At 40.6% G+C, this 22,660-nt stretch carries 20 protein-coding genes and 1 pseudogene; 12 read left to right on the top strand and 9 right to left on the bottom strand.

Going from position 1 to position 22,660, the window contains the following annotated elements:
• Positions 1-21 precede the first annotated feature (21 nt).
• The 3 genes and pseudogenes from M2448_RS02985 (at position 22) to M2448_RS02975 (ending at position 3,619) form a co-directional block, all read left to right on the top strand.
• Positions 22-816 carry a carboxypeptidase-like regulatory domain-containing protein gene (locus M2448_RS02985; protein WP_280644795.1) on the top strand — a complete coding sequence of 265 codons (795 nt, stop codon included), beginning with the start codon at positions 22-24 and terminating at the stop codon, positions 814-816.
• 90 nt (positions 817-906) lie between these two features.
• Positions 907-2,610 (top strand): annotated as a pseudogene (locus tag M2448_RS02980) (outer membrane beta-barrel family protein).
• A gap of 97 nt (positions 2,611-2,707) precedes the next feature.
• Positions 2,708-3,619 (top strand): EamA family transporter, encoded by a 912-nt coding sequence (locus tag M2448_RS02975; RefSeq protein ID WP_280645048.1) that lies wholly within the window; start codon positions 2,708-2,710, stop codon positions 3,617-3,619.
• Between the two features lie 10 nt (positions 3,620-3,629).
• Here the strand turns inward: M2448_RS02975 and M2448_RS02970 are convergent, their stop codons facing one another.
• The 4 genes from M2448_RS02970 to M2448_RS02955 all read right to left on the bottom strand — a co-directional run bounded on the left by M2448_RS02970 (position 3,630) and on the right by M2448_RS02955 (position 10,841).
• Positions 3,630-4,640 (bottom strand): AI-2E family transporter, encoded by a 1,011-nt coding sequence (locus tag M2448_RS02970; protein WP_280644794.1) that lies wholly within the window; start codon positions 4,638-4,640, stop codon positions 3,630-3,632.
• A 117-nt stretch (positions 4,641-4,757) separates the two neighbouring features.
• On the bottom strand, positions 4,758-5,618 hold the full coding sequence (locus M2448_RS02965; RefSeq protein ID WP_280644793.1) for an energy transducer TonB: 861 nt from the start codon (positions 5,616-5,618) through the stop codon (positions 4,758-4,760).
• An 819-nt stretch (positions 5,619-6,437) separates the two neighbouring features.
• Complete coding sequence (gene glgP, locus M2448_RS02960) at positions 6,438-9,023, bottom strand: alpha-glucan family phosphorylase (RefSeq protein ID WP_280644792.1); 2,586 nt, start codon at positions 9,021-9,023, stop codon at positions 6,438-6,440.
• Positions 9,024-9,188: 165 nt separating this feature from the next.
• Entirely contained in the window at positions 9,189-10,841 is a 1,653-nt protein-coding gene (locus M2448_RS02955) for a glycogen/starch synthase (protein WP_280644791.1), read from the bottom strand.
• A gap of 159 nt (positions 10,842-11,000) precedes the next feature.
• Between M2448_RS02955 and M2448_RS02950 the strand changes: the two genes are divergently transcribed.
• The 7 genes from M2448_RS02950 (at position 11,001) to M2448_RS02920 (ending at position 15,173) form a co-directional block, all read left to right on the top strand.
• The gene (locus M2448_RS02950) at positions 11,001-11,285 is read left to right on the top strand and encodes a hypothetical protein (protein ID WP_280644790.1); all 285 of its coding nucleotides are present in this window, start codon (positions 11,001-11,003) and stop codon (positions 11,283-11,285) included.
• Complete coding sequence (locus tag M2448_RS02945; protein WP_280644789.1) at positions 11,282-11,821, top strand: 1-acyl-sn-glycerol-3-phosphate acyltransferase; 540 nt, start codon at positions 11,282-11,284, stop codon at positions 11,819-11,821. Before M2448_RS02950 ends, M2448_RS02945 begins: the two co-directional genes overlap by 4 nt.
• Before the next feature lie 20 nt (positions 11,822-11,841).
• Positions 11,842-12,627: an amidohydrolase gene (locus M2448_RS02940; protein WP_280644788.1), complete on the top strand. Its 786-nt coding sequence runs from the start codon at positions 11,842-11,844 to the stop codon at positions 12,625-12,627.
• Positions 12,628-12,650: 23 nt separating this feature from the next.
• The gene (locus M2448_RS02935) at positions 12,651-13,475 is read left to right on the top strand and encodes an META domain-containing protein (protein ID WP_280644787.1); all 825 of its coding nucleotides are present in this window, start codon (positions 12,651-12,653) and stop codon (positions 13,473-13,475) included.
• A gap of 196 nt (positions 13,476-13,671) precedes the next feature.
• A complete protein-coding gene (locus M2448_RS02930) occupies positions 13,672-14,163 on the top strand; it encodes an RNA polymerase sigma factor (RefSeq protein WP_280644786.1) in 492 nt (163 codons plus the stop codon).
• Positions 14,164-14,165: 2 nt separating this feature from the next.
• Positions 14,166-14,681, top strand: a complete 516-nt coding sequence (locus tag M2448_RS02925) for a hypothetical protein (RefSeq protein ID WP_280644785.1) — start codon at positions 14,166-14,168, stop codon at positions 14,679-14,681.
• A 9-nt stretch (positions 14,682-14,690) separates the two neighbouring features.
• Positions 14,691-15,173, top strand: coding sequence for a DUF4252 domain-containing protein (locus M2448_RS02920; protein WP_280644784.1), 483 nt, complete (start codon positions 14,691-14,693; stop codon positions 15,171-15,173).
• Between the two features lie 71 nt (positions 15,174-15,244).
• Here the strand turns inward: M2448_RS02920 and M2448_RS02915 are convergent, their stop codons facing one another.
• From M2448_RS02915 to M2448_RS02900, 4 genes are all read right to left on the bottom strand, one after another.
• Positions 15,245-16,306: a hypothetical protein gene (locus M2448_RS02915; RefSeq protein ID WP_280644783.1), complete on the bottom strand. Its 1,062-nt coding sequence runs from the start codon at positions 16,304-16,306 to the stop codon at positions 15,245-15,247.
• Between the two features lie 109 nt (positions 16,307-16,415).
• Positions 16,416-17,438 carry a recombinase RecA gene (gene recA / locus M2448_RS02910; RefSeq protein ID WP_280644782.1) on the bottom strand — a complete coding sequence of 341 codons (1,023 nt, stop codon included), beginning with the start codon at positions 17,436-17,438 and terminating at the stop codon, positions 16,416-16,418.
• Between the two features lie 27 nt (positions 17,439-17,465).
• Entirely contained in the window at positions 17,466-17,924 is a 459-nt protein-coding gene (gene bcp / locus M2448_RS02905; RefSeq protein ID WP_280644781.1) for a thioredoxin-dependent thiol peroxidase, read from the bottom strand.
• A 30-nt stretch (positions 17,925-17,954) separates the two neighbouring features.
• The gene (locus tag M2448_RS02900) at positions 17,955-18,530 is read right to left on the bottom strand and encodes a TIGR00730 family Rossman fold protein (protein WP_280644780.1); all 576 of its coding nucleotides are present in this window, start codon (positions 18,528-18,530) and stop codon (positions 17,955-17,957) included.
• A gap of 161 nt (positions 18,531-18,691) precedes the next feature.
• Here M2448_RS02900 and M2448_RS02895 point away from each other — a divergent pair, with 161 nt between their 5' ends.
• Positions 18,692-19,183 (top strand): surface-adhesin E family protein, encoded by a 492-nt coding sequence (locus tag M2448_RS02895; protein WP_280644779.1) that lies wholly within the window; start codon positions 18,692-18,694, stop codon positions 19,181-19,183.
• Between the two features lie 55 nt (positions 19,184-19,238).
• The gene (locus M2448_RS02890; protein ID WP_280644778.1) at positions 19,239-20,996 is read left to right on the top strand and encodes a hypothetical protein; all 1,758 of its coding nucleotides are present in this window, start codon (positions 19,239-19,241) and stop codon (positions 20,994-20,996) included.
• 48 nt (positions 20,997-21,044) lie between these two features.
• On the opposite strand, the gene M2448_RS02885 is transcribed toward M2448_RS02890, so the two are convergent.
• Complete coding sequence (locus M2448_RS02885; RefSeq protein WP_280644777.1) at positions 21,045-22,652, bottom strand: hypothetical protein; 1,608 nt, start codon at positions 22,650-22,652, stop codon at positions 21,045-21,047.
• Positions 22,653-22,660: the final 8 nt, after the last annotated feature.

Here is a 22,660-nt window from a genome sequence, read left to right as displayed (position 1 = left end):
CAATATATTCAGTATTATCGTATGAGAAAACGTATTTTGTTGATACTCATTTTGTCTATCAACCTTTCTTTTGCCTTTGCCCAGCATAGCATTATAAATGTAACAGTAAAAGGACAGGTAACCGATTCGCTGACAAAAGAAACAATCCCTTATGCAACTCTTAAGATTATGTCAAAAGACAATCCTGCCACTATGGTAAAAGCATTGGCGACTGATGATAATGGTAAGTTTCAATTTACGATGAATAAAAAAGGGAATTATCTTCTTTTGTCTGAGTATATCGGGAAGAAGACCACAACAAGAGAAATAGAAATAGGGGAAGCCAGAACACTGGACTTGGGTATTATAGAAATGAGCGACAATGCGCAAGCTCTGAGCGAGATTGAAGTTACGGCTCAAAAACCATTGGTAAAAGTAGATCTGGATAAAATAACCTACAGCATGGAAGATGATCCCGAAGCTAAGACCAATAATGTACTGGATATGCTGAAAAAAGTGCCGCTGATAACTGTCGACGGAGACGAAAATATACAATTGAAAGGTTCTTCCAGTTTCAAAATATACCTGAATGGAAAACCGTCGAACATGATAAGCAGCAACCCGAAAGATGTACTGCGCAGTATGCCTGCCAATACGATAAAGGACATACAAGTAATAACCGATCCGGGAGCTAAGTACGATGCCGAAGGTGTGGCGGGTATTATTAATATAATAACTCTGAAAGACTCTTCGATGGGTGGATACACAGCTACTGTGAACGGACGGATCGACAATATGGGCGCTCTGGGAGGAGGTGTGTACCTGTCGCTGAAATAAGGTAAAATCGGCTTTACAGGAGGATACAACTATTACGAATGGAAACGCCCTAGGGGAGAATACTCTTCTTACAGGGAAAATATCAGTGATATGCCTATTGCCTCAGAGAGTAAATATCTGTATCAAAACGGATTTAATAAGAATAACGGAAACGGGCAGTATGGTTCGGGAGAGTTGAGTTATGAAATAGATACACTCAATCTGATTAATGTAGGCTTCAACCGCTACTATGGCACCGGAAAGTCAACAATAGAGCGATTCAATGAAATGCTTGATGCCGACAGAAATAGCCGATACAGTTACGATCAGTTTGGAAATACAAAAAGCACCTATGGCGGTACAGACCTGAATGCCGACTACCAACGTACATTCAGCGTGAAGGACAGGTTGCTGACAGCTTCGTACCGTTTAAGCCTCAATCCGGACGATTCCAAATCGAATACAGATGTACTGAATGCCACAGGTACTTTGCCCGAAGACGCTGTTACCAATACGCAATATACCAATGCTGATATGAAAGAGCATACTTTTCAGGTAGATTATGTAACGCCACTTGGCAAGATAGAAGTCAGTGATAAGAAATTCTTCACTCATACGCTCGAAGCCGGAGCTAAATACATAATCCGTATCAACCAGAGTCATAGTGGGAAAGATATCTTTGGCGCAGATGGGAACTGGACACCTGACGAATCGGATAACGATCGCTTTAAGCATCGTCAGGATATACTAGCTGCATACGGAGGATATAGCGGAAAGCTCGATAAATGGGGAATGAAAGCCGGACTACGATACGAGTCTACATGGCTCGATGCGAAGTTCCCGATCAATGATGAGCAGAATTTCAAGGTCGATTATTCCAATGTTGTCCCTTCCGTTACATTTACCTATCAGCCACAGATGCAGCACAGTATACGTCTGGGATACAATATGCGTATATCGCGTCCGGGTATCTGGCAGCTCAATCCGTATAATAATACCTCTGACGCCAACTATCAACAGGTAGGTAACCCCGAACTGGATGCAGTAAAGACTCATTCGATAAGCTCCAATTACGGATATTTCAGTCCTAAACTAAATCTGAATCTGAACTTGTCTTACGATTTCGAAAACAATGGCATCGAAGAGATTACATCAATAACTGATGAAGGGATCAGCCTTACCACATACGATAATATCGGGAAGCGGAGGAACGCCGGACTGTCCGTTTATCTGAACTGGACGCCGGGTGGCAACAGTGGTTTTGCTGAGCTGATGAAAAAGATCAAATTCGATGTTACCAAGATTCGCCTGTATACCAATATGTCGGGGCGTTATACAAGTATCAAGACCAATAATGACCGTAATCTGTCAAACGATGGGTTTAACGGTAATATATTTGCCGGATTATAATATTCGATGCCTAAAGATTTTCAGTTCAACCTGAATAGCGGTTTCTTTAGCCCGCGTATCAGCTTGCAGGGAAAAAGCCCATCTTTCTATTTTTACGGGCTCTCTCTAAGCAAAGAATTTAAAATCAAGCATGAGCATCTGAAAGGAGTGACTGTAAGAGCTTATGTAGACAATCCGTTGACTAAAGATCGTGAGTTCAGAAATAAAAATACAACAGACATATTCTATTCTGAAACTGTTTTCAATAATCGTATGCGCCGTTTCGGAATATCGTTCTCTTTGCGTTTAGGTGAAATGAAAGCGCAGATAAAGAAAACCCAGCGCGGTATCACCAACGATGACAATATGGGTGGTGGACAAGGTAGTGGCCAGACAACAGGACAAGGCGGTGGTCAGGGCGGATAATCCCGTAAAATTTATGATATGTAAACCTCAGAGCTTTTTAGCTTTGAGGTTTTTCTTTATGGAAAAATCCTATCTTTGCCTGATATTCTTACAACTGATGAAACAGGCATTTATCAAACTGCATCTATCTATCATTATTGCCGGATTTACAGGAATCTTCGGTAAGCTGATCACATTGAACGAAGGCATGCTGGTGTGGTACAGAATTCTGATTACATCCATTATGCTCTTATTGCTGCTTTGGTTTACCCGAAAACTGAAAGTGATTCCTTTACGCGATATGTTGAAGATTGGTTTTGTGGGTTTGCTGCTGATGTTGCACTGGCTGTTTTTCTATGCTAGCATTAAAGCCTCGAATGTATCTATCGGGGTAGTCTGCTTTTCTATGACAGGATTCTTTACCGCCATTTTCGAACCGTTGATTAGCCGTAAGAAGATTTCGGTACGCGAATTGCTATTCAGCATAATTGCCCTTTGTGGGGTTGCCCTCATTTTCCACTTCGATACACGTTACCGTACAGGAATACTGCTGGGTGCAATATCATCGGCATTGGCGGCCTGCTTTGTCATTGCCAATAAGAGGGTAGGGAGCACCACTTCCTATACATGGGATACAACATTGTTTTACGAAATGATCGGTGGCTTTGCCTGCCTGAGCCTTATGATGCCTGTTTACCTATACTTCTTTCCGGTAGAATCGTATGTGCCGGACAGTCTCAATCTGCTCTATTTGTTCCTGTTTGCGGCAGTATGTACCATCGGGCTGTATATGTTGCAGATACAGGCATTGAAGAGCGTTTCGGCTTTTACGATGAATCTCAGTTACAATCTCGAACCGGTGTACAGTATCATTCTGGCTATGATAATATTCGGTGAAGCCAGAGAGCTGAATGTTTCCTTTTATGCCGGGCTACTACTGATCATATTATCAGTATTGCTGCAAATGTGGTCTGTAATGAACGAACAGAAGAGAGCCAGACTGGCGGCACAGCGTAGCGATATTGTGTAGGTACGCCTTTCTAGCGATCCTTATCCAGATATTCCTGTTTGAAGATATTGACAAGTAATACGAACATCGACAGGTACAGTGGCCCGAATATCACACCCCAAAATCCGAATACAGACAAACCGATCACAACCCCGAATACGGTGATTAGCGGATGTATATTAGCCAGTTTCTTTTGCAGAAACAGGCGTAACAGATTGTCGACATTAGAGATTACGATAAGTGAATAAGCCGTCAGACCAAGTGCATTCATCCAATCGCCGCTGATTGCCATATATATAGCAATCGGGAACCAGATGGCCATAGTACCTACTACCGGAATAATGGAAGCAAAGCAGGTGACAAATGCGAATAAAACAGGGTTGGGAACATCGAAAATCCAATAACCGGCAAATGCAAAGCATCCTTGTATGATGGCAAGTAGCGGAATCCCGATAGCATTCGATTTTACCATTACATCTACTTCGCGTAGTACATCTTTCTTGTTGGCATTGTTGAATGGCAGGAGATCGTAAAAGTATTCTTCCATTTTTCGTCCGCCTATCAACAAAAAGTAGAGGACAAAAAGCAGGATTACCGAGTTGAGTACAAAGCTACTCACACTGTTTATTATTATTTGTCCTATTTTAGGCAGGTACGCGGCGGCCTTCACCATATTGTCGGTACTAAGAACATAGTATCCTGTTTTTTCTTTTATGGCATCGGCAAATTTTTGTATGACGTTTATTGTAGCGGAAGGGTCTAGATTGATACCATGTAGTTCTTGGATGAGTAACCATACGGCAAACGAGCAGGGAATGAGGAAGATAAGGAGCACTTCGGCCAATATGAGCGATGCAGACAGGCTTCTCCCCCATTTTTTCTTTTCTATCAGGTAGAACATCTGCTTCCTGACCAATATATATACGGTGCTGGCTCCGAGAAATCCGCTGAGGAAAGGTGCATATTCGCGAAACAGTAGGATTGCCATAAACACGATAAGAGCGATGAGCGTATATTTCCAGTACTGTTCTTTTGTCGTCATATATTCCTGATTGAAAAATTAAATTTATGCAAATTTATGAATAAATTTCCGATACTGTTTTAATATAGTTGCATTTAAAACAAAAGACCGAATCTCAAGGTTCAGTCTTTTGTTATTTTATTTAGGCAATACAAATGGTATGGGCAGCATTACCTGCATGGCTACAGGTTTTCCGTCTTTCAGCCCCGGTGTCCATTTCGGCATTTTCTTTATCAGGTAAAATGCCTCTTGGTCGCAGTCGGGGAACAAGCTCTTGAACACCCAGATTTTGGATATCTCGCCATCGGGTTCTATCAGCAGATTGTATATCGCACGTCCTTCTATACCGTACTGTAAAGCCCTTTTAGGATATTTCATGTTTGTTTGCAGATAAGTATCTAAAGCCTCCTGTCCACCCGGAAATTCGGGATAACGATTGAGTGAGGGGTCGGATTCAACGGCCGATACAGAAGTATTTGAGTTTATAGAGTCATTTGTTATATTATCGACTTCTACACCTGAAGGATATTTTATAGGAGGAGTCGCAGCTGTATTAACACCGTTTTTCTTCACCCATTCTTTCAGTTCATCATTCAAAGTAAAGGTTACATTCAGTCCCTGCTGTATGTCTATAGTTTCTCCATTTTTGGATGCAGGTGTCCATCTGGGCATAGCTTTTACTACGCGGAGAACTTCGTTGTCGGCCAGCGGATCAAATCCTTTCGCTATTTCAGCGTTCTTAACAACACCCTCCTTGTTGATAGTAAACAGGATATTAATATCGCCTTCCATTTCTATTTTTACCAGCAAAGGCGGATATATGATATTTTCTTTCAGAAATGCATATAAACTTTCTTCCCCACCGGGAAATTGTGGAGCAACAATATTCCCGGTCGCTATGCCAGTTTGTATCGGTCTGACTGTTATACCATCTTTTGCCGCAATCCCTGTACAGAAGAAGAGTAAAGTGAGTGCAAGAATTATTGTTTTATATCTCATGTTTTGTCGTTTCAATCTGGCGTATATCTCTAAATGTAAAACCCCTAAGTTTGAAAAATATAGACGTTCTGTAAGCAAATATAAATAAATTCCTCAAATCGCTGTATTCTTATTAAGAATGTTTATCTATTGAATTATGAATTATAGCTAATAATGCGAATCAGTATTTGATGTTATATCAAATAAACGTTCAATTTCTTTCTACGCGCAATCACAGATTGCTTGTATTCCTTTTGCCCAAAGCCGCAAAAGGAATCAAAAAGTCTTTAGCGCCCCGCTTCATAGGACGACCCGTTATAGGGCTTAAAGGCTAAACAAAAAAAACTCGCTCATGGTTTTTACATAATACGAACCAACGGCTAAGCTCAAACACGTTTTTTGTTTTACGCCTTTCTCACCCTACGGGTGCCCCGTCCATAAAGCTAACGGCGCGGGGCTGGCGATTATCTTGCCTTGTCGGTGCGTGCGACTCTGTGCATTAGCTCCGCAAGTGGGCACCTGTCCGGTGCAGGCGGCGTAGAAGGGGATGGGGCGATAGCCCGTTTGTCCCCTTCAGCCGTCAAACCGTTGACAGGTCGCTGAGGAGCGAAGCACTAGACTTTTGTTTACTTTTGGGCGATGCAAAAGTAAAAACAAGCACAGGAGTGCGCGTTAGTCATGAGCTAAATCTATTAACTCCAGACTAAGATTGAGATTATACAAATTGAACCTTAAATTCATACACGTTCAAATACTGATTGGTATGATTTATATTCTCATACAAAAAAATGAAGGTACCCGATTCGGATACCTTCATTTACTATAGAATGATCTGTTTTATTAAATCCATCTTACAAAAGCAAAGTCCTGACGGTGTGCCATATCTGCATGTTTAGGATAAACACGATATGAGAAGTTGCACATACCCGGTATCTTAGCTTCGGCAGTCAGTTCAAAATGAACTTTAGTTCCCTCTTTTTTAGTTTCCTTAAATTCAATTGCTCTGATAAACTTTTCTTCTTTCTTGTCCTGATCATATACCGTAAGGACACAATCGATACCAAGATCGCCTTTCATCTCCTTTTTGTCGATTACAACTTTCACATTTAGTTTTTCTCCTTCTGTCAGATTAGATGAAGCCAGCTGTGCTCCATTGTTGATATCCTGACCATTGAATGTCAGTTCTTCTACCGTAAACTTATCCCAGTTAGCAGCGGTATCTTCTTTCCATGCTGCAAGTTCTTTGGCTTTAGCATATTTGTTTGCCGTTACCAGTTTCACGCGGGATTGTTCCGGTTTGTAGAAGTTATTGATATAATCGTCGATCATACGCTTGGTAGTATATTCCGGTGCAATATGAGCGATAGAGTTTTTAATGTATTGTATCCATTCAGGTGAATATCCTTTTGAGTTACGCGCATAATATGATGGCAGGATTTCGTTCTCGAACGTAGCATATATTTCATTAGCATCCAGTTCATCCTGATATGCCTGATTAGAATATGTACGCTTGTCAGTCAGACACCAGCCTGCATCTTTGCGATATCCTTCATACCACCATCCGTCTAGTACAGAGAAGTTAAGGACACCGTTCATCTCAGCTTTTTCACCCGATGTTCCGGAAGCTTCCAACGGACGAGTCGGTGTATTCAGCCAAATATCGACACCTGAGATCAGACGTTTTGCCAAACGCATGTCATAATTTTCGAGGAATATGATTTTTCCTAAAAACTCAGGACGGCGCGAAATTTCAACAATCTGTTTGATCAGTCCCTGACCTGCTCCATCGGCAGGGTGAGCCTTACCTGTGTACAGGAATTGTATCGGATATTTTTCGTTATTTACCAGTTTAGCCAAACGATCAAGGTCTTTGAACAACAGGTGAGCGCGTTTGTATGTAGCAAAACGGCGACCGAAACCTACAAGCAGAGCATCTGGATTAATTTTATCCACAACAGATAAAATTGCCGATGGTGCTTTCTGGCTTTTGATCCAACCTTCTTTCATTTGTTCCTGCACATAGCTGATCAGACGTTTCTTCATTGCCATACGCAATTTCCAAATTTCTGCATCAGGCACGCTGTATATGTTATCCCATATTTCATGATTTGACTGATCTTCGTAGAAATTCTTATCGAATGTACGTTCGTACAAATCTTTCATCTCTTTTGCTGTCCATGTAGGCATATGTACACCATTGGTTACATGTCCTACATGCAGTTCCTCAGGGAAATAACCCGGCCATACCGGTTGGAACATGTGACGGGAAACAATTCCGTGCAGGTAACTTACACCATTGGCTTCGAGACAGGTATTCAGAGCAAATACACTCATACTGAATTTCTCTCCGCTACCCGGATGCTCGCGTCCCATATCTACAAAGTCCTGCCATGAGATACCCAGACGCGCAGGGAAGTTCCCCATATATTTACCCAGCAGACCTTCATCGAAGTAGTCGTGTCCGGCAGGAACCGGCGTATGCACTGTATAAAGTCCTGAAGCACGTACCACTTCCAATGCCTGATTGAATGTAAGTCCTTCACCTTCGATAAGGTCAACCAGACGTTGTACGTTGATAAATGCAGCGTGTCCTTCGTTACAGTGATATATTTCTTTCTTTATTCCAAGTTTGTTCAACAACAAAATACCACCGATACCTAGCAGATATTCTTGTTTCAGGCGGTTTTCCCAGTCTCCGCCATATAATTGGTGAGTTATAGGGCGATCCCACTCACTGTTCAGATCGATATCCGTATCGAGTAAGTACAGACTTATACGTCCAACATTTACTCTCCATATATTTGCATACACATCCCTGTCAGGATATGGTACAGCCAATATCATCTGGTTTCCGTCTTCGTTCAGTACTGGTTCGATAGGAAGCTCACCGAAATTCTGAGGCTCGTAGTTAGCTACCTGTTGTCCGTCAGGAGAGATGGACTGTGTAAAATATCCGTAACGGTACAGGAATCCTACACCTGTAAGGTCTACATGGCTGTCGCTGGCTTCTTTCAGATAGTCGCCGGCCAAAACGCCAAGACCACCCGAATAGATCTTCAATACATGCGTGAATCCGTATTCCATACTGAAGTAGGCAACAGATGTCTTTGACGTATCATATTTTGCAGACATATATGATTCGAAATTCTTAATAACGCTTTTCACCTTGCTCATCAAGGCTGCATCTTTCAGTATTTCTTCTATTCTTTCATAAGAGAGTTTTTGTAAAAAAACTACAGGATTGTGTCCCGAATCTTTCCATCCTTGAGGGTCAAATTCTGCAAAAAGATCAGTTGCATCATTGTTCCATACCCACCACAAGTTACGCGAAATCTTCTCCAAAGGAAGTAATTCTTTAGGCAAATTCACCTGAGTGTAGGCACTTCTCCACGATGGAGTGTTTGAATAACTAGCTTTAATTCTCATAAATATTTTTGTTTAAACTATAGATTAATCTTATTTATAACGATAATGTTTTGTTGTTTGTTTACGTTTTTTCTTAAGTTACAAATATAATGAATCAGAAGCACTTGATTCTCATTGCATATATACAACTTACACTATAAAAACTGCAATCGTTTGCATGAACTTTTATCCTCTGGCTCCTGCCTTTTTCAATGCAATCGTGTAAGCCTCTTTGTAATATTGATAAAAATGAGACCAGTCGGCCAATGCTGCCCTGTCTAATGCCGCTTTGCGCAGAATCTTCTCCTGCTCATTACTTTTGGTAGCCATTTCAAACACGCGGTTGCAAATATCTTCTGACACTTCAATAAAATTGTAGTCATCGCGTGTAAGCACCTCTGCACCATCATCCATTCCTCTCTCATCACCCATTTTGCGCATCCACAAGCCGAATCCGGCCAATGAGGTTGTTATAGTAGGCACAGAGAAAGCAATACTTTCATGCGGGGTATATCCCCATGGCTCGTAGTACGATGGGAACACGCTCACATCCATTCCTATCAGCAGATCGTAATACGGCATATCGAAAATACCGTCACTGCCGTTCAGATACGATGGTACAAATATTATTTTTACCTTATCCTCTTTTTTGTTCTCCATATTCAGATAATCTATCTGATTCAATATCGAATCGTGATTCATATTGCGGAGCCAATGAGTTATATGAGGATGGCTCAGTGGTGTTACCGGATTCTTTTTTGATTTCAACCGTTCCTGTAAATCTGCTCTCGGCCCGTCTATCCATGCAGGAACCATAATGAAGGCGATCACATCTTTCTCCAGTTGTTTAATCTGTTCAAGGCGGTGCATCGCATCCACAAATACGTCTATTCCCTTATTGCGGTACTCGTATCGTCCACTGGTTACCACCAGTAACGCATCGGGTTGTATGTCGTAGCCCAACAGTTTTTCAGCTACATTTATCAGCTTTTTACGGGCTGTCAGACGTTTTTTCTCATGCGCCTCCCCTACGGGTATAAAGTCTTTCTCGAAACCGTTAGGTGTTACCAACGGGTCACGATGAAGCAATTGCCTACATTCTCTGGCTGTAATATCACTTACTGTCGTAAAGCAGTCGACCTGCTGAGCTGCTATCTTCTCTACGGAATGCTTTGCTTCCATATTTAATTCGCGAGCCATCTGGTCGCTATCGTAAGCTGCGAGGTAATTGTACAGTGGCTTCCCGTTTCCGGCTATAGAACGCCCGATAGAAGTGGCATGCGTTGTAAATAGTGTACCTACACGAGGCAGGCGGTCTTTTATATATAAAGCACCCATTCCGAGCATCCACTCGTTGAAATGAGCTACCACTTTCTTGTTATCCAGCTTATAGTATTTATAAAAGCTTTCTATAACTGCACCTGTAGCATAAGCAAACATACACGATTCGTCATAGTCACCGTAGGCATTGAGAGAATCTACTCCGAACTTATGCCACATATCGCCGTATATCACATCTTTTACAGGAAAAAACTGGTCGAACTTTACCAATATGACAACAGGCTCACCGGGAACCAGCCAACGCCCTACTCTTACATTGAGTCTATCGTTCAGTATAGCTACTTTTTGCCAGTCTTCGAATAGCTTCTTATCTTCTTTAAACCATGGGCTTTCAGATTCTGTCCATACATCGGGTCCTATAAATATTGCCCGGTCTTTGCACAACGTCTGCATCGACTTTGCTTTTGTTGACAATACGGTATAAATACCTCCTACCTTATTGCATACTTCCCAACTAGTTTCAAAAATATAATCCGGTGTGTAATCTGCTTTTATCATAAGCGTTTAACTCTTTTATCGTCTGGCTAATCTTTATCAGGACTTGTTAATTACAGAAAATTATTAAGGGTTATCAGTATCTTTTTTAGTACCTTTGCCTCATCGTCCAAAAAGACGACAAAGATAGTAAAGATAAGAACTTAATAAAAATATTTCCACATGAGTAGTAGAAGAAAATTGAAAAAAAACATAAATGAGCTGATGGACTTGCTTTATATCGACTGCCTGTTCTATAAATTATATGTAGTGGATGCAGATAAAAATGCAGCCGACAAAGTAATGGAACGTATAGTGGAAACGCAGGACGAACTGATAAAACGTGTCAGTGCTACTGAAGGAAAAGATGTAAAAGGCAGAGTTAAGGCTTACTATAAAAAACTGAGAACCGACCTGAAGGAACAGGCCAATGCTATAGCTAAAGAAATAGCATCTCTGGGCAAATGAAAAGTTTCAGCAAATTTATACTCAACCTTATCGGGTGGAAAATAACCGGTGAGACAAACCTTCCCGACAAATGCGTCATATGCGTGGCACCACACACAAGCAACTGGGATCTGCCGCTGGGATTGGTCGTATATAAGGCAATGGGACGGAAAGCTTCTTTCCTGATAAAGAAAGAATGGTTTTTCTTCCCGATGAACCTGTTATTCAAAGCTTTGGGTGGCATCCCTGTCGATCGTTCACGCAAGACATCTCTCACCGAACAAATGGCGGAAATATATGCTTCGAAAGACAATTTCCAACTGGCAATAACTCCCGAAGCAACCCGTAAACTGAATACTGAATGGAAAAAAGGATTCTACTTCATAGCACAGGCAGCCAATGTTCCCATTGTGGTAGCAGCACTGGACTATGGTAAAAAGGAAGCCGATTTCAAGAATGTATTCTATCCTACAGGTGATGCAGACGGAGATATAGAAAAGATAAAATCGTATTATAAAGGCGTAGTTGCCCGACACCCACAGTATTTTTCTTTATAAGAAAATAAAACTTAGAGGATATGGAACAAGATGAAAAATTAAGAATCAGTCTTGTACAATATGACATTGCTTGGGAAAACAAGCAAAAAAATCTCGATTATATACAAAAAGTCATATCCGCCCTTTCGGGTAAGACAGACATCATCGTACTGCCCGAAATGTGTACTACCGGATTTTCGATGAACAGCCGCAATCTGGCTGAGCCTGACAACGGCAATACAATCACTTCGCTAAAACAATGGAGCAAGCAATACAATGTAGCTATCTGCGGTAGTTATATTGCCGAAGACAACGGAAATTACTACAATCGTGGCTTCTTTATTACACCTGCTGATGAACATTATTATGACAAGCGGCACCTGTTCAGGATGGGAGGCGAACCTCAGTATTTCTCGGCAGGAAGCGAAAAAATTATCTTCACCTACAAAGGATTCAATATTTGTCTGCTTATCTGCTACGATCTCCGCTTTCCCGTATGGGCACGCAATGTAGACAATGCTTACGATCTGCTTATCTATGTAGCCAACTGGCCTGCATCGAGGGCTAAGGTATGGAATACACTGCTCATTGCACGCGCATTGGAGAATATGAGTTATGTATGCGGAGTAAACAGGATAGGAACAGATGGCAATAACCTCGATCACGAAGGTGGTTCTAAGCTAATAAACGCCAAAGGTGATGAAATTTCTGCCATTCCATTAAACCAAGAGCAGGTAGAAACTGTTTGTATATCAAAAATCGAACTGGAACATTTCAGAGCAAAATTTCCGGTATGGAAAGATGCCGACCGATTCGAGATAATTTAAATAAGAAATATAAAAAACAGATTATGAAAAAAATGCTAAAATCAGCAATATTATCAATTGCTGTAATCACTATCGCTTTGGGGAACCAAAGCTGCAACTCAGTAAAACAGGTAGATAAAGCGCAACTTGCAGGTTACTGGACTCTGAAATCTCTGAAAGGGGAAAATGCAGCAGACGCATTTAAAGGTGTGAATCCGGGACTGCAATTCGATTTCGAGAACAACACAATATCAGGAAGCGGAGGTTGTAACAACTTCTCGGGAGGATTTACACTAAATGAAAAGAATGAGTTTTCGGCGCCGAATCTGGTTTCGACAATGAAGGCCTGTTTTCAGGAAAACAAGGAACCACAGTTCCTCACTGCATTGTCTACTCCAAACCTATCTGTTTCGGTGAGTGATGCAGGCGATCTGATCTTCTCACAGGGAGATGTAGTAGTTCTGCAATTTGCAAAAGGAGAAGCACCCGCTCAAAAATCGGCATCAGCAGGTATTGTAAATGCAGAGAGCCTGACAGGTAAATGGAATCTTGTCACCATAGCAGGCGGCGATATGGCTACCCTGTTTACCGACAAACAGCCGACTATGGAAATTGCTGCCGATGGTAAAGTATTTGGTCAGGGAGGATGTAACACATATCGTACAACCTACGAACTGAAAGAAAACACCATCACATTTAAACCGGCGGCAGCTACTATGATGGCTTGCCCAAGCCTCAAAGGTGAGGGAATGTTTACGTCATTACTGACAGCAACACCTCTGCAAGCCGGACTGAACGGAGATAAACTAACATTCTTCAAAAACGGAGATATCGTTCTTGAATTTGTAAAGGATACCGCAGCAAAATAAAATATTATCTACTCATATAGAATGGCTGTATTCCACTGGATTACAGCCATTTTATATTTTATTCTTATTTTTATCTATTTTTGCTGTAACAAAAATGGGGGCTGTTACGTCTTAGTATTTGAGAAGTACTGAAAAGCAGTATAAGCCAAAACATTGCAAATTATTTTGATAAAGAAGCAAACAAAAAAAGAGTAAGATGGATGCTGAAACTTTTAAAAAAGCGTTTCTTCCATATCATCAAAAATTATACAGAACAGCCTATCGTATCGTAAAAGACGCAGCCGGAGCCGAAGATATAGTACAAGATACTTTTATGAAACTCTGGAGTAAACGTAACGACATGCAGGCTGTAGATAATACCGAAGCGTTCGCTATTATCATATTACGAAATACATGTCTGGATTATCTGAGAAAAACAAAAAATGATAATCATAGCGATTATGATACAGATATACCCGAAACAGTTTTATTATCGAAACAAATAGAGTTACAAAGTGATGCAAACATAGTAAAGCAACTAATAGACAAGCTTCCCGAACAACAAAGAGAAATATTGATGATGAAACACTGGGAAGGATACTCTGATGAGGAAATAGAACAAATAACGGGTCTTAGTCCGGGAAACATACGGGTTATTCTGTCGAGGGCAAGAAAAACGATAAGGGAACAATTCATTAAATATGAATAAAAATGGATACTAACGAAATTAAAATATTACTGGAAGCTTTTTACAATGGCGAAACTAGTCAGGCAGAGGAACAAAAACTGCTCGATTATTTCAACAGCGATAATGTAGCAGAAGAACTATTTCAGGAGAAAGAGCTATTCCTGAAGTTAAATGAGCCTGATACTATCAATTATCCACAGGAACTGGAATTTAAATTAAACAATCTTATAGACGATTTGGCCCGGAAAGAATCAGTAAAGCCTGCACAGAATAAACAAAAACTGTGGTTATGGGCAGGAAGCGCAGCTGCGGGCGTTGCCTTACTGATTTCTGCCGGACTGTATATTAATAATAAAACGGAAGAAGTAACAAACACTGATATAACAGCGGCCGCACCCGAAGATAGGTTGAAAATGGAAGAAGCCCGTGAAGCACTGATCCTGCTGTCATCTAATTTTAATAAAGGAGTCAGCCAGCTGGAAATTATATCGGAAAATATAGATAAAACACACGAAATACTTAACAAAACTATAAACTAGGGAAAAGTTATGAAAATAAAAGCATCATTCATTATAATACTATTGATCTGCGGTCTTAGCGTACAGGCTCAGAACAATATATTCGAAAAATTGTCTAATCACAAAGATGTGACTACTGTATTTGTATCGAAATCACTGTTAAGCCTGATGCCTAATATCGATGCCGGAGGTGTAGACCTGAAAAGCCTTACCGAAAAGCTGGAACAAGTAGAGATATATCGCAGTGATGACAACAAAAACGCTGCAAAGGTGATAAGGAAAGAAACGGAATCGTTGGCTAAATCGAAGGCTTATGAAACCTTGATGAATGTAAAAGAACCGGGTGAAAATATCACTTTTTATGCAAAAAAAGATAAGGACAGTGACAAAATCAAGGACTTGGTAATGTTTGTCAACAAACCGAATAATAAAGTTACCTTGATTCGTATCATGGGTAATTTTACACCGGAAGATATTCAGAAAGTGATAAGCGGAACTGAAAAGAAGAAATAATTTTTCATTTATTATACTTAGATGGTAAATATGGGGGGCTTCGGGTAGTGATTATCCGGAGCCTTCATTTTTTAACGGACTCTCAGCAACTTGCGCTTCTTGGCCCTGTCTATCAGCCACATCACCAGCCAGTAAATAATGAGAAGTACAGGATATACTAAAAAAATGAGATATGTATATCTTTGCTGTCCCGATGCATGCTCACCTATTACCCAATCGGTAAGATTAAAGAAAAGCATAAATAAAAGACAGAAAATAAACGGAAGCAATATGCTACCAAATACAACAACAGGCGAAATACGTTTATGTGGATTTGCTGTACGGTAACGCAATATCAGATAGATATGAATAGCAGCCAGCAATACAAAAATGATAAAGGCATTTCCGGGTGTAGTAGCAGTCATAAACGATGCAAACCAGCCTACATCGGGAGTATACCACAATGAAAATCCATCCTGCGGCAGCTGCGGAAATTGCCATTGCTTCACTCCGGTAAATTCTTTATTTTCGCCTAAATCCGTAAAGACGGGGTATTTAAGTTCTGAGGCGTCGATAGTGACACTCAGATCGCTAAAGGAGCGCCAGTGACGGGCAGGTTCCAGATTGTAATAGAAACGATATTCCTTAACAGGGTTGCCTAAATATTCATTAGCTATCAGCGTATATTCTACTTGTATTTTATGCTCGCCTGCCGACAAACTTACCTCAAAGTATTTCATTCCTATAAGATTAGGAATTCTTTCCTGTGAATAGCGTAGATGGTTATCCAGAGAATCCTGCCATTGCAGGGCTTTGGGATCTTCATAAGTCGAAGGAATCGCCGAAACGGGTATTTGTACACCATCTACCCAAACCTTAAAACATTCGGGATCTTCGCTTACACCTATCCTTGTATCAAATACCAGTGGAATCTGCACCCCTTGCCTATCAGACCTAACATTGTAGACAACAGTAAATCGGGCATTGTACTCGTCAATTATCTTTATCGTAAGCTGCTCGCTAAGTATGTCTATATCTTTACTCGAATATGCTTCCGAAGTATTGCTCATCCGAATATACGGAGAAGCCATATTTGCCGATACAGACAACAATATAACGAAGAATAGGGTTAGAATAGAGAGTAATCGCTTCATATCAACTTACAATAATATTTTAACATTAAAGATAAACAATAATGCCCCGAATGAACAAACATTCAAGGCATTATAGTATGTAAATCTCTTCTAATTAAAGAAGATTAGCTTATTTCTTATCTTGTAATGCAGCAAAGATCAATCCTTCGAGTTCATCAGCCAGTTCAGGGTTATCTTTTACGACTTCCTTAGCAGCCTCACGTCCCTGCGCCAGCTTGGTTTCGTTATAGCTATACCATGAACCACTCTTCTTGATAATTCCAAGCTCTGCTCCCAGATCGATAATCTCACCCGAACGCGATATTCCTTCGCCATACATGATGTCGAATTCAGCCTTACGGAATGGTGGTGCCACCTTATTCTTAGCCACTTTCACACGCGTTTGGCTACCTTTTACTTCGTCTCCATCCTTGAGTTGTCCGATACGGCGAATATCGAGGCGGACAGACGAATAGTATTTAAGGGCATTACCACCGGTAGTAGTTTCGGGTGAACCAAACATTACTCCGATCTTATCACGCAACTGATTGATAAAAATACATGTGGTACTTGTCTTATTGATAGCAGCAGTCAGCTTACGCAAAGCCTGTGACATCAGACGTGCCTGAAGCCCCATTTTGGAGTCTCCCATTTCACCTTCAAGTTCAGCTTTAGGAGTCAGTGCCGCTACCGAGTCGATAACGATAATATCAATAGCTGATGAACGGATCAGTTGTTCTGTTATCTCCAATGCCTGCTCTCCGCTATCGGGTTGCGATATCCAAAGGTTTTCAATATCTACTCCGAGTTTTTCCGCGTAGAAACGGTCGAATGCATGCTCGGCATCAATAAATGCTGCTATGCCTCCGGCTTTCTGTGCTTCGGCTATTGCATGTATAGCCAATGTTGTTTTACCGGAAGATTCCGGGCCATATATTTCAATTACTCTTCCGCGTGGATATCCTCCTACACCCAGAGCTGCATTCAAAGCAATAGAACCTGTAGGTATAACGGCAATCTCATCAATTTTATCATCGCCCATCTTCATGATCGAGCCTTTACCGTAACTCTTCTCTATCTTCTCCATCGCAGCCTGTAATGCTTTCATTTTCTCTGCATTAGGCGCTGCTTTCTTTTCTTTTTCTTCTGCCATTATAATCCTTTTTCGGTTTGTTTATATTTAGTTATTTAATATCTGTGTAGCGTGTTCCTTAGTCTTGATCTCTTTTGGCCCTATCACTTTTTCGATAGTACCCGATTCGTCGATAAGGAAGGTTGTGCGTATTGTTCCCATAAACTTACGTCCCATAAAGGACTTTTCGCCCCATACACCGAATGCTTCCACCAGCTTTTTATCGGTATCGGCTATAAGCGGAAAAGGTAGCTGTTGCTTCTCGATAAACTTCTTATGTGACTTCTCATTGTCTACGCTTACGCCCAGAATCTGATAACCGGCTTTGCGCAAAGCTGAGAAGTTGTCTCTGAAGCTGCATGCTTCGGCTGTGCAACCGGGTGTACTGTCTTTCGGATAGAAATACAGAACAAGTTTGCTACCTGCATAATCAGAAGCTTTCACTTCTTTTCCATCCTGATCGGTACCTAATATTTCGGGAATCTTATCTCCTTCTTTCAATGCCATAATTTTTCTGTTTTAATTATTCTCTCTCAATTATTTAACTACAAACCATTTGTCATTCTTCAAGGGTACAAACGATTCCATTCTCTCCAGCATGTTTTCCATATTATCTTCTACTATGAGCAATTCTCTGTATTCTTCTTTTAGGAACCCTTTTTCTATCATCTTTTCCGACATAGCGATCAGCGGATCATAATAGCCTTCTGTGTTGAGAATGGCAATGGGTTTCTTATGCAAAGACAACTGTGCCCATGTAAGCATCTCAAATAATTCTTCCATCGTTCCGTATCCACCCGGAAGCGCAATAATACCGTCGCAGAGTTCATTCATTAAAGCTTTCCGCTCGTGCATAGTCTCCACTACATGCATACGTGTGAGGTCTTTATATTCGAGCTCCTTTTGTTTCAGGAAATCAGGAATTACACCAATTACCTCTCCTCCTTCTTCAAGGGCACCATTGGCTACAGCCCCCATCAGACCAATACGGGCTCCACCATATACCACACCATAACCTTTACGGGCTATAGTTTGCCCTAATAATTTGGCTTGTTCTACAAAAACCTTCTCATTACCTGATGATGAACCGCAAAAAACTGATATATATTTCATTTATATTTATCCAATAATTATAATCATTAATCTAACAAAGATAATAAATTATTATATACAAATTTTAGTAAAAAAAGTAGTGTTGAAAACTTTTGATAGGTTATCTTTGTCTATCAGGGTCAAAGACCTTTTTGTACCACATTTAATACAAACAACCCGAAATGATGAAATACTTTTATACTATTATTACTTGCTCTCTTCTGTTACTTACAGGATGCCAGACTACACAAGTAAGTAACAACATTCAAAAAGCTGATAGTTGGTTCAATGTAGCCTTAGCAGAGGATGTCGAGATATACACAGACACAGCCAGCATAAGGCACGAAGGGGCACTGATGTATGCACGAGAGAAACGGGTCTATATCACTCCCGAAAGCAAGAAGCTATATGTGGATAAAATACGTGCAGAGTACGCAAAAATGGGTAAACCCGAGAAAGCTGAAAAATGGAATGATTTCAGCTATTGCATTTACGAATGTGAGTACGAATGCGTCAACAAGCGTTTCAGAGTGTTGTCTGTAGAGGATTTCGATTCTACCGGAAAAAGGATAGCCAAAACAATATCTCCAAAGAAACAGGTAAGATGGCTGAATGTAGATAATGAAACAGTAGGTGACTATACTTTCTTTTTCGTCTGCGACTACGGCCAATAATGAGGTATCTTAGAAGAATTTTCCTTATCTTTGCACCCAAATTGGGTTAAAAAATATGTTCGCTGTAACTATTTCCTGGATTGTCATAACGATAGTATTTCTATCATTTGGTGATTTTCTGGTCTCATTCTATAATAACATTTGCAAGCAAAATGAGCGATACGGACTAACGGATACGTTTCTGTTAGGGATGTGTGCTACGCTCATACCTCTGAGTATATCGTCGCTGTGGCTACCCACAAATAAGTATATACTTTTGGCATCCATCATACTCAGTATTACTTATTGGGTTATAAGGAGAAATCGCCTCAAGATAGCAACTAATGAAATCAGGAACAGGATAAAACGATTTTCAGTATGGCAACTTTTTATATTTGCCGTCCCTGTGCTGAGCCTTATGGCTGTTATACTATGGCAAATAGGCACATTTGACTCTCTCTTTTACCATCAGCAAAACATACGCTGGAACGAAGAGTATGCAGTAGTACCGGGACTGGGTAATGTAGAACACCGATTTGGATTCAACTCCAACTATATGTTGTTATCCGCATTGTTCAGCTTCAGGTTCATATTCGGTGAATCTATCTATAGCCTGCATGTCCTTGTCCTTGTATTCATTATCTGCTGGATTATTAAAGACATCATTCAGTCAGGCTACGAGCTGAAAAGGGTTGTATTATTAATAGTATTTACCGGCTATATATTCATATTCGGCTACTCCTTTACAGCAACATCAACCGATGCTATCCCCAATGTGGTATCATTCTACATTATAGCTCGCCTGTTGTTATATCCCGATGACTTCAAAAATAAGCTTCTGTTATTGATATTTGTTCCGGTATCACTGGTTACATTTAAGCTTTCGATCGCTCCGTTATGCCTCATATCACTATATGCAGTTATCATCGGATTCAAAAGAAAGGAAATACACTCTCTTGTTTTTCTCGCATCCATATCGTTCACTATTGTAGCACTATGGATGGTCAGAAACGTTATTATCACCGGATATCTGATTTTCCCTTTCAATACAATAGACCTCTTTTCCGTAGAATGGAAAATCCCCGATTATGTAGTCGTTGAAGAGCTTGACTTCATCTACACCTGTGGCATCCGCACTTTCGGCGATATGTATTGGGTGCTTACCCATTGGCAATTTGCGCCTCAGTCGATTATCAATTGGCTGACATATGCCGCCTACATGAGTTCTTTTATAATAGCTCCTGTAGTTACCGTATATTGCTTTATCAAAAAGAAATACCTGAACAAGGCTGCCTATTTCATCTTTCTGGTACTTGCCGCCATATTATCCCTTTGGTTTAAGGGAGGCCCCGATCCCCGATTTGCAGGAGGAATACTATTTGCCCTGATGTATTATATTATATTTATGGTACTCTCTGCAAAGAAGGAGATATTACTTCCTAAAGCAGGAATTACAGTCCTTGCCATATTTGCACTGATACTTATATACTGGCCGATAGCCCGCACCGAAAGGTTCGCCAACATGTTTGCATTGAAGGATGAAAAAGATGGTGTGCGCAATATTAATACGGCTCTGTACAGACCTTTCTCCTACCGCGAATTGCTTAAATCGAAGCATGCATATAAGGACGAATTCCATCTGTATCATTTCAACAAGGATATTTCTATATATGTCAGCAAATCGCCGGAAGTACCAAATGGCAGATTTGTGAACTTCGACGATCCATTTCCATGTACGGTACTAAAGGAAGACGATCAGATGAAATATCAGGATATTAAAGACATAGAGCCCAGAGGTTCCTCTTTGCAGAAAGGATTCAGACCTAAGAGATAAAGAAAGGCTTTCGATTACGAAAGCCTTTTTTATGTTTACAAAATTTGTTTAGAACTGTTCTTGATTCTGCACAGGAAGTGCTCCTGCCGGAAGTGGTTTACGAAAGAAGTCCATGAATTTACTGAATGATGATTCGTAATAGGCTTTACCAAATAGCCCGTCTGTCATCAATAAGCTTTCGTCTGCGTATCTGACCTTATTTGACACTACAATATTACATGTTTCGGGTGACGATTCGGCACCATATCTCGAGCATGACTGCAAAAAGATAAAGAAACGGGCTACGTCTTTTGCCTTAGACAGTTTATATTGCATCACCAGATACTGTCTCTTAAATACAACAGCGTCTTTCTTCACCGGTGTATCCAATGTTTTCTCGCACAGTTCTATCATATCCTGAAAACTATAGCCTAATCCGGCTTGAACGATAACAGGAAATTTCAGCATTGACGACTTTTCCATATCCTGCATGGTTTGTGTATAATCATCTCTGGAGATCAGATAGTAGTTTTCTCCTGCATACTTCTCATATCTTACCAGTAACAGATAGTTTTTCCGATGATAGCTAAAGTTGCGAAGTTCGTAACGGCCTACTGTCTCGAAATCGTACTGATGGTTTTTATCATTAACCCATTCACCTTCGGATGTATGATACCACCCTTCGATACCGGAGAATACGGCAACAGGCTCCGACACCACAGCTCTTTCCTTTACTTGTCGGTCTGCCAGTTCATCCACAGGCTCTTCGGCACTTATAGTATCGGCATACTGTACATTTACCACTTGTTGTGCATCATTGCTTATCGAAAAATCATCGGTCTTAGTCTCTGCTTTTTCCGCAGACACACGGTCTACAATGTCATCATTCAGGGCTGCTATAACTACCGGAACCGGAGTAGCAGCATTGGTACCTGCTTCCCGCACCTTATCAGGAGTTGGAGCATCCAGACTGAATTCATCTGCATTTTTAACAACGGGTGCAGGCAATAAGATATTCTCAAAATCTGACAATTTAACTTCAAAATAGCTACTGACCAAGCTTCCGCTCATAATAGAAGTTTTCTCCGGAATACGGAAGCGTACCACATCTTCGTTATCTACATATTGCGCATTCACCGAGAAATCATACAGGTCACCATTATTTGCAGCTATTGACTGAGTTATTTGATTCATCAACTTCGTAGAAGAAAAATCACCATCACTATCTGACATGTAACCGTACGAAGTTGCATGTATAGTCAGAGTCTCTCCATTTTTCTGTTTTACGGCATCTACTATCTTCAGATATGACTGATCGGTCATCAGATAAAAATTGACACGTCTCTCATTCTTCGAACTTGAGAGATACGCTGTATTCTCATAAAGAAGAGTGTAAATATTCTGATTGCCATTTTTCAGCAAAACGAATTGAAGCCACTTAAAATTCTGAGGAGCAGTGCTCAGACTTTGTTCATCCAGTTTGGTGTCTGATATAGCGTTTACATTAGATATCCAATTACCGGATATATCCTGTTTCCAACCTGTAGCAATCCGAAGTTTTTCTGATTGCTTTTCTATCTTCAGATTACCTGTTGCCGCAGACCGACTTTGAGCAGATGCCTGATATACAAAGCATGTAGCTAAAGCTATCAGCAAAAGAAAATTGATGTGTTTCATAATGTTAG

The sequence above is a fragment of the Dysgonomonas sp. PF1-14 genome (assembly GCF_029892965.1).
Classification (GTDB): domain Bacteria; phylum Bacteroidota; class Bacteroidia; order Bacteroidales; family Dysgonomonadaceae; genus Dysgonomonas.
This window is presented reverse-complemented; position numbering and strand designations above follow the sequence as displayed.

What these genes read in the sequence shown, in the direction of transcription:
- M2448_RS02985 (WP_280644795.1), top strand. Translation starts at nt 22, where the DNA reads ATGAGAAAACGTATTTTGTTGATACTCATTTTGTCTATCAACCTTTCT.
- M2448_RS02975 (WP_280645048.1), top strand. Translation starts at nt 2,708, where the DNA reads ATGAAACAGGCATTTATCAAACTGCATCTATCTATCATTATTGCCGGA.
- M2448_RS02970 (WP_280644794.1), bottom strand. Translation starts at nt 4,640, where the DNA reads ATGACGACAAAAGAACAGTACTGGAAATATACGCTCATCGCTCTTATC.
- M2448_RS02965 (WP_280644793.1), bottom strand. Translation starts at nt 5,618, where the DNA reads ATGAGATATAAAACAATAATTCTTGCACTCACTTTACTCTTCTTCTGT.
- glgP (WP_280644792.1), bottom strand. Translation starts at nt 9,023, where the DNA reads ATGAGAATTAAAGCTAGTTATTCAAACACTCCATCGTGGAGAAGTGCC.
- M2448_RS02955 (WP_280644791.1), bottom strand. Translation starts at nt 10,841, where the DNA reads ATGATAAAAGCAGATTACACACCGGATTATATTTTTGAAACTAGTTGG.
- M2448_RS02950 (WP_280644790.1), top strand. Translation starts at nt 11,001, where the DNA reads ATGAGTAGTAGAAGAAAATTGAAAAAAAACATAAATGAGCTGATGGAC.
- M2448_RS02945 (WP_280644789.1), top strand. Translation starts at nt 11,282, where the DNA reads ATGAAAAGTTTCAGCAAATTTATACTCAACCTTATCGGGTGGAAAATA.
- M2448_RS02940 (WP_280644788.1), top strand. Translation starts at nt 11,842, where the DNA reads ATGGAACAAGATGAAAAATTAAGAATCAGTCTTGTACAATATGACATT.
- M2448_RS02935 (WP_280644787.1), top strand. Translation starts at nt 12,651, where the DNA reads ATGAAAAAAATGCTAAAATCAGCAATATTATCAATTGCTGTAATCACT.
- M2448_RS02930 (WP_280644786.1), top strand. Translation starts at nt 13,672, where the DNA reads ATGGATGCTGAAACTTTTAAAAAAGCGTTTCTTCCATATCATCAAAAA.
- M2448_RS02925 (WP_280644785.1), top strand. Translation starts at nt 14,166, where the DNA reads ATGGATACTAACGAAATTAAAATATTACTGGAAGCTTTTTACAATGGC.
- M2448_RS02920 (WP_280644784.1), top strand. Translation starts at nt 14,691, where the DNA reads ATGAAAATAAAAGCATCATTCATTATAATACTATTGATCTGCGGTCTT.
- M2448_RS02915 (WP_280644783.1), bottom strand. Translation starts at nt 16,306, where the DNA reads ATGAAGCGATTACTCTCTATTCTAACCCTATTCTTCGTTATATTGTTG.
- recA (WP_280644782.1), bottom strand. Translation starts at nt 17,438, where the DNA reads ATGGCAGAAGAAAAAGAAAAGAAAGCAGCGCCTAATGCAGAGAAAATG.
- bcp (WP_280644781.1), bottom strand. Translation starts at nt 17,924, where the DNA reads ATGGCATTGAAAGAAGGAGATAAGATTCCCGAAATATTAGGTACCGAT.
- M2448_RS02900 (WP_280644780.1), bottom strand. Translation starts at nt 18,530, where the DNA reads ATGAAATATATATCAGTTTTTTGCGGTTCATCATCAGGTAATGAGAAG.
- M2448_RS02895 (WP_280644779.1), top strand. Translation starts at nt 18,692, where the DNA reads ATGATGAAATACTTTTATACTATTATTACTTGCTCTCTTCTGTTACTT.
- M2448_RS02890 (WP_280644778.1), top strand. Translation starts at nt 19,239, where the DNA reads ATGTTCGCTGTAACTATTTCCTGGATTGTCATAACGATAGTATTTCTA.
- M2448_RS02885 (WP_280644777.1), bottom strand. Translation starts at nt 22,652, where the DNA reads ATGAAACACATCAATTTTCTTTTGCTGATAGCTTTAGCTACATGCTTT.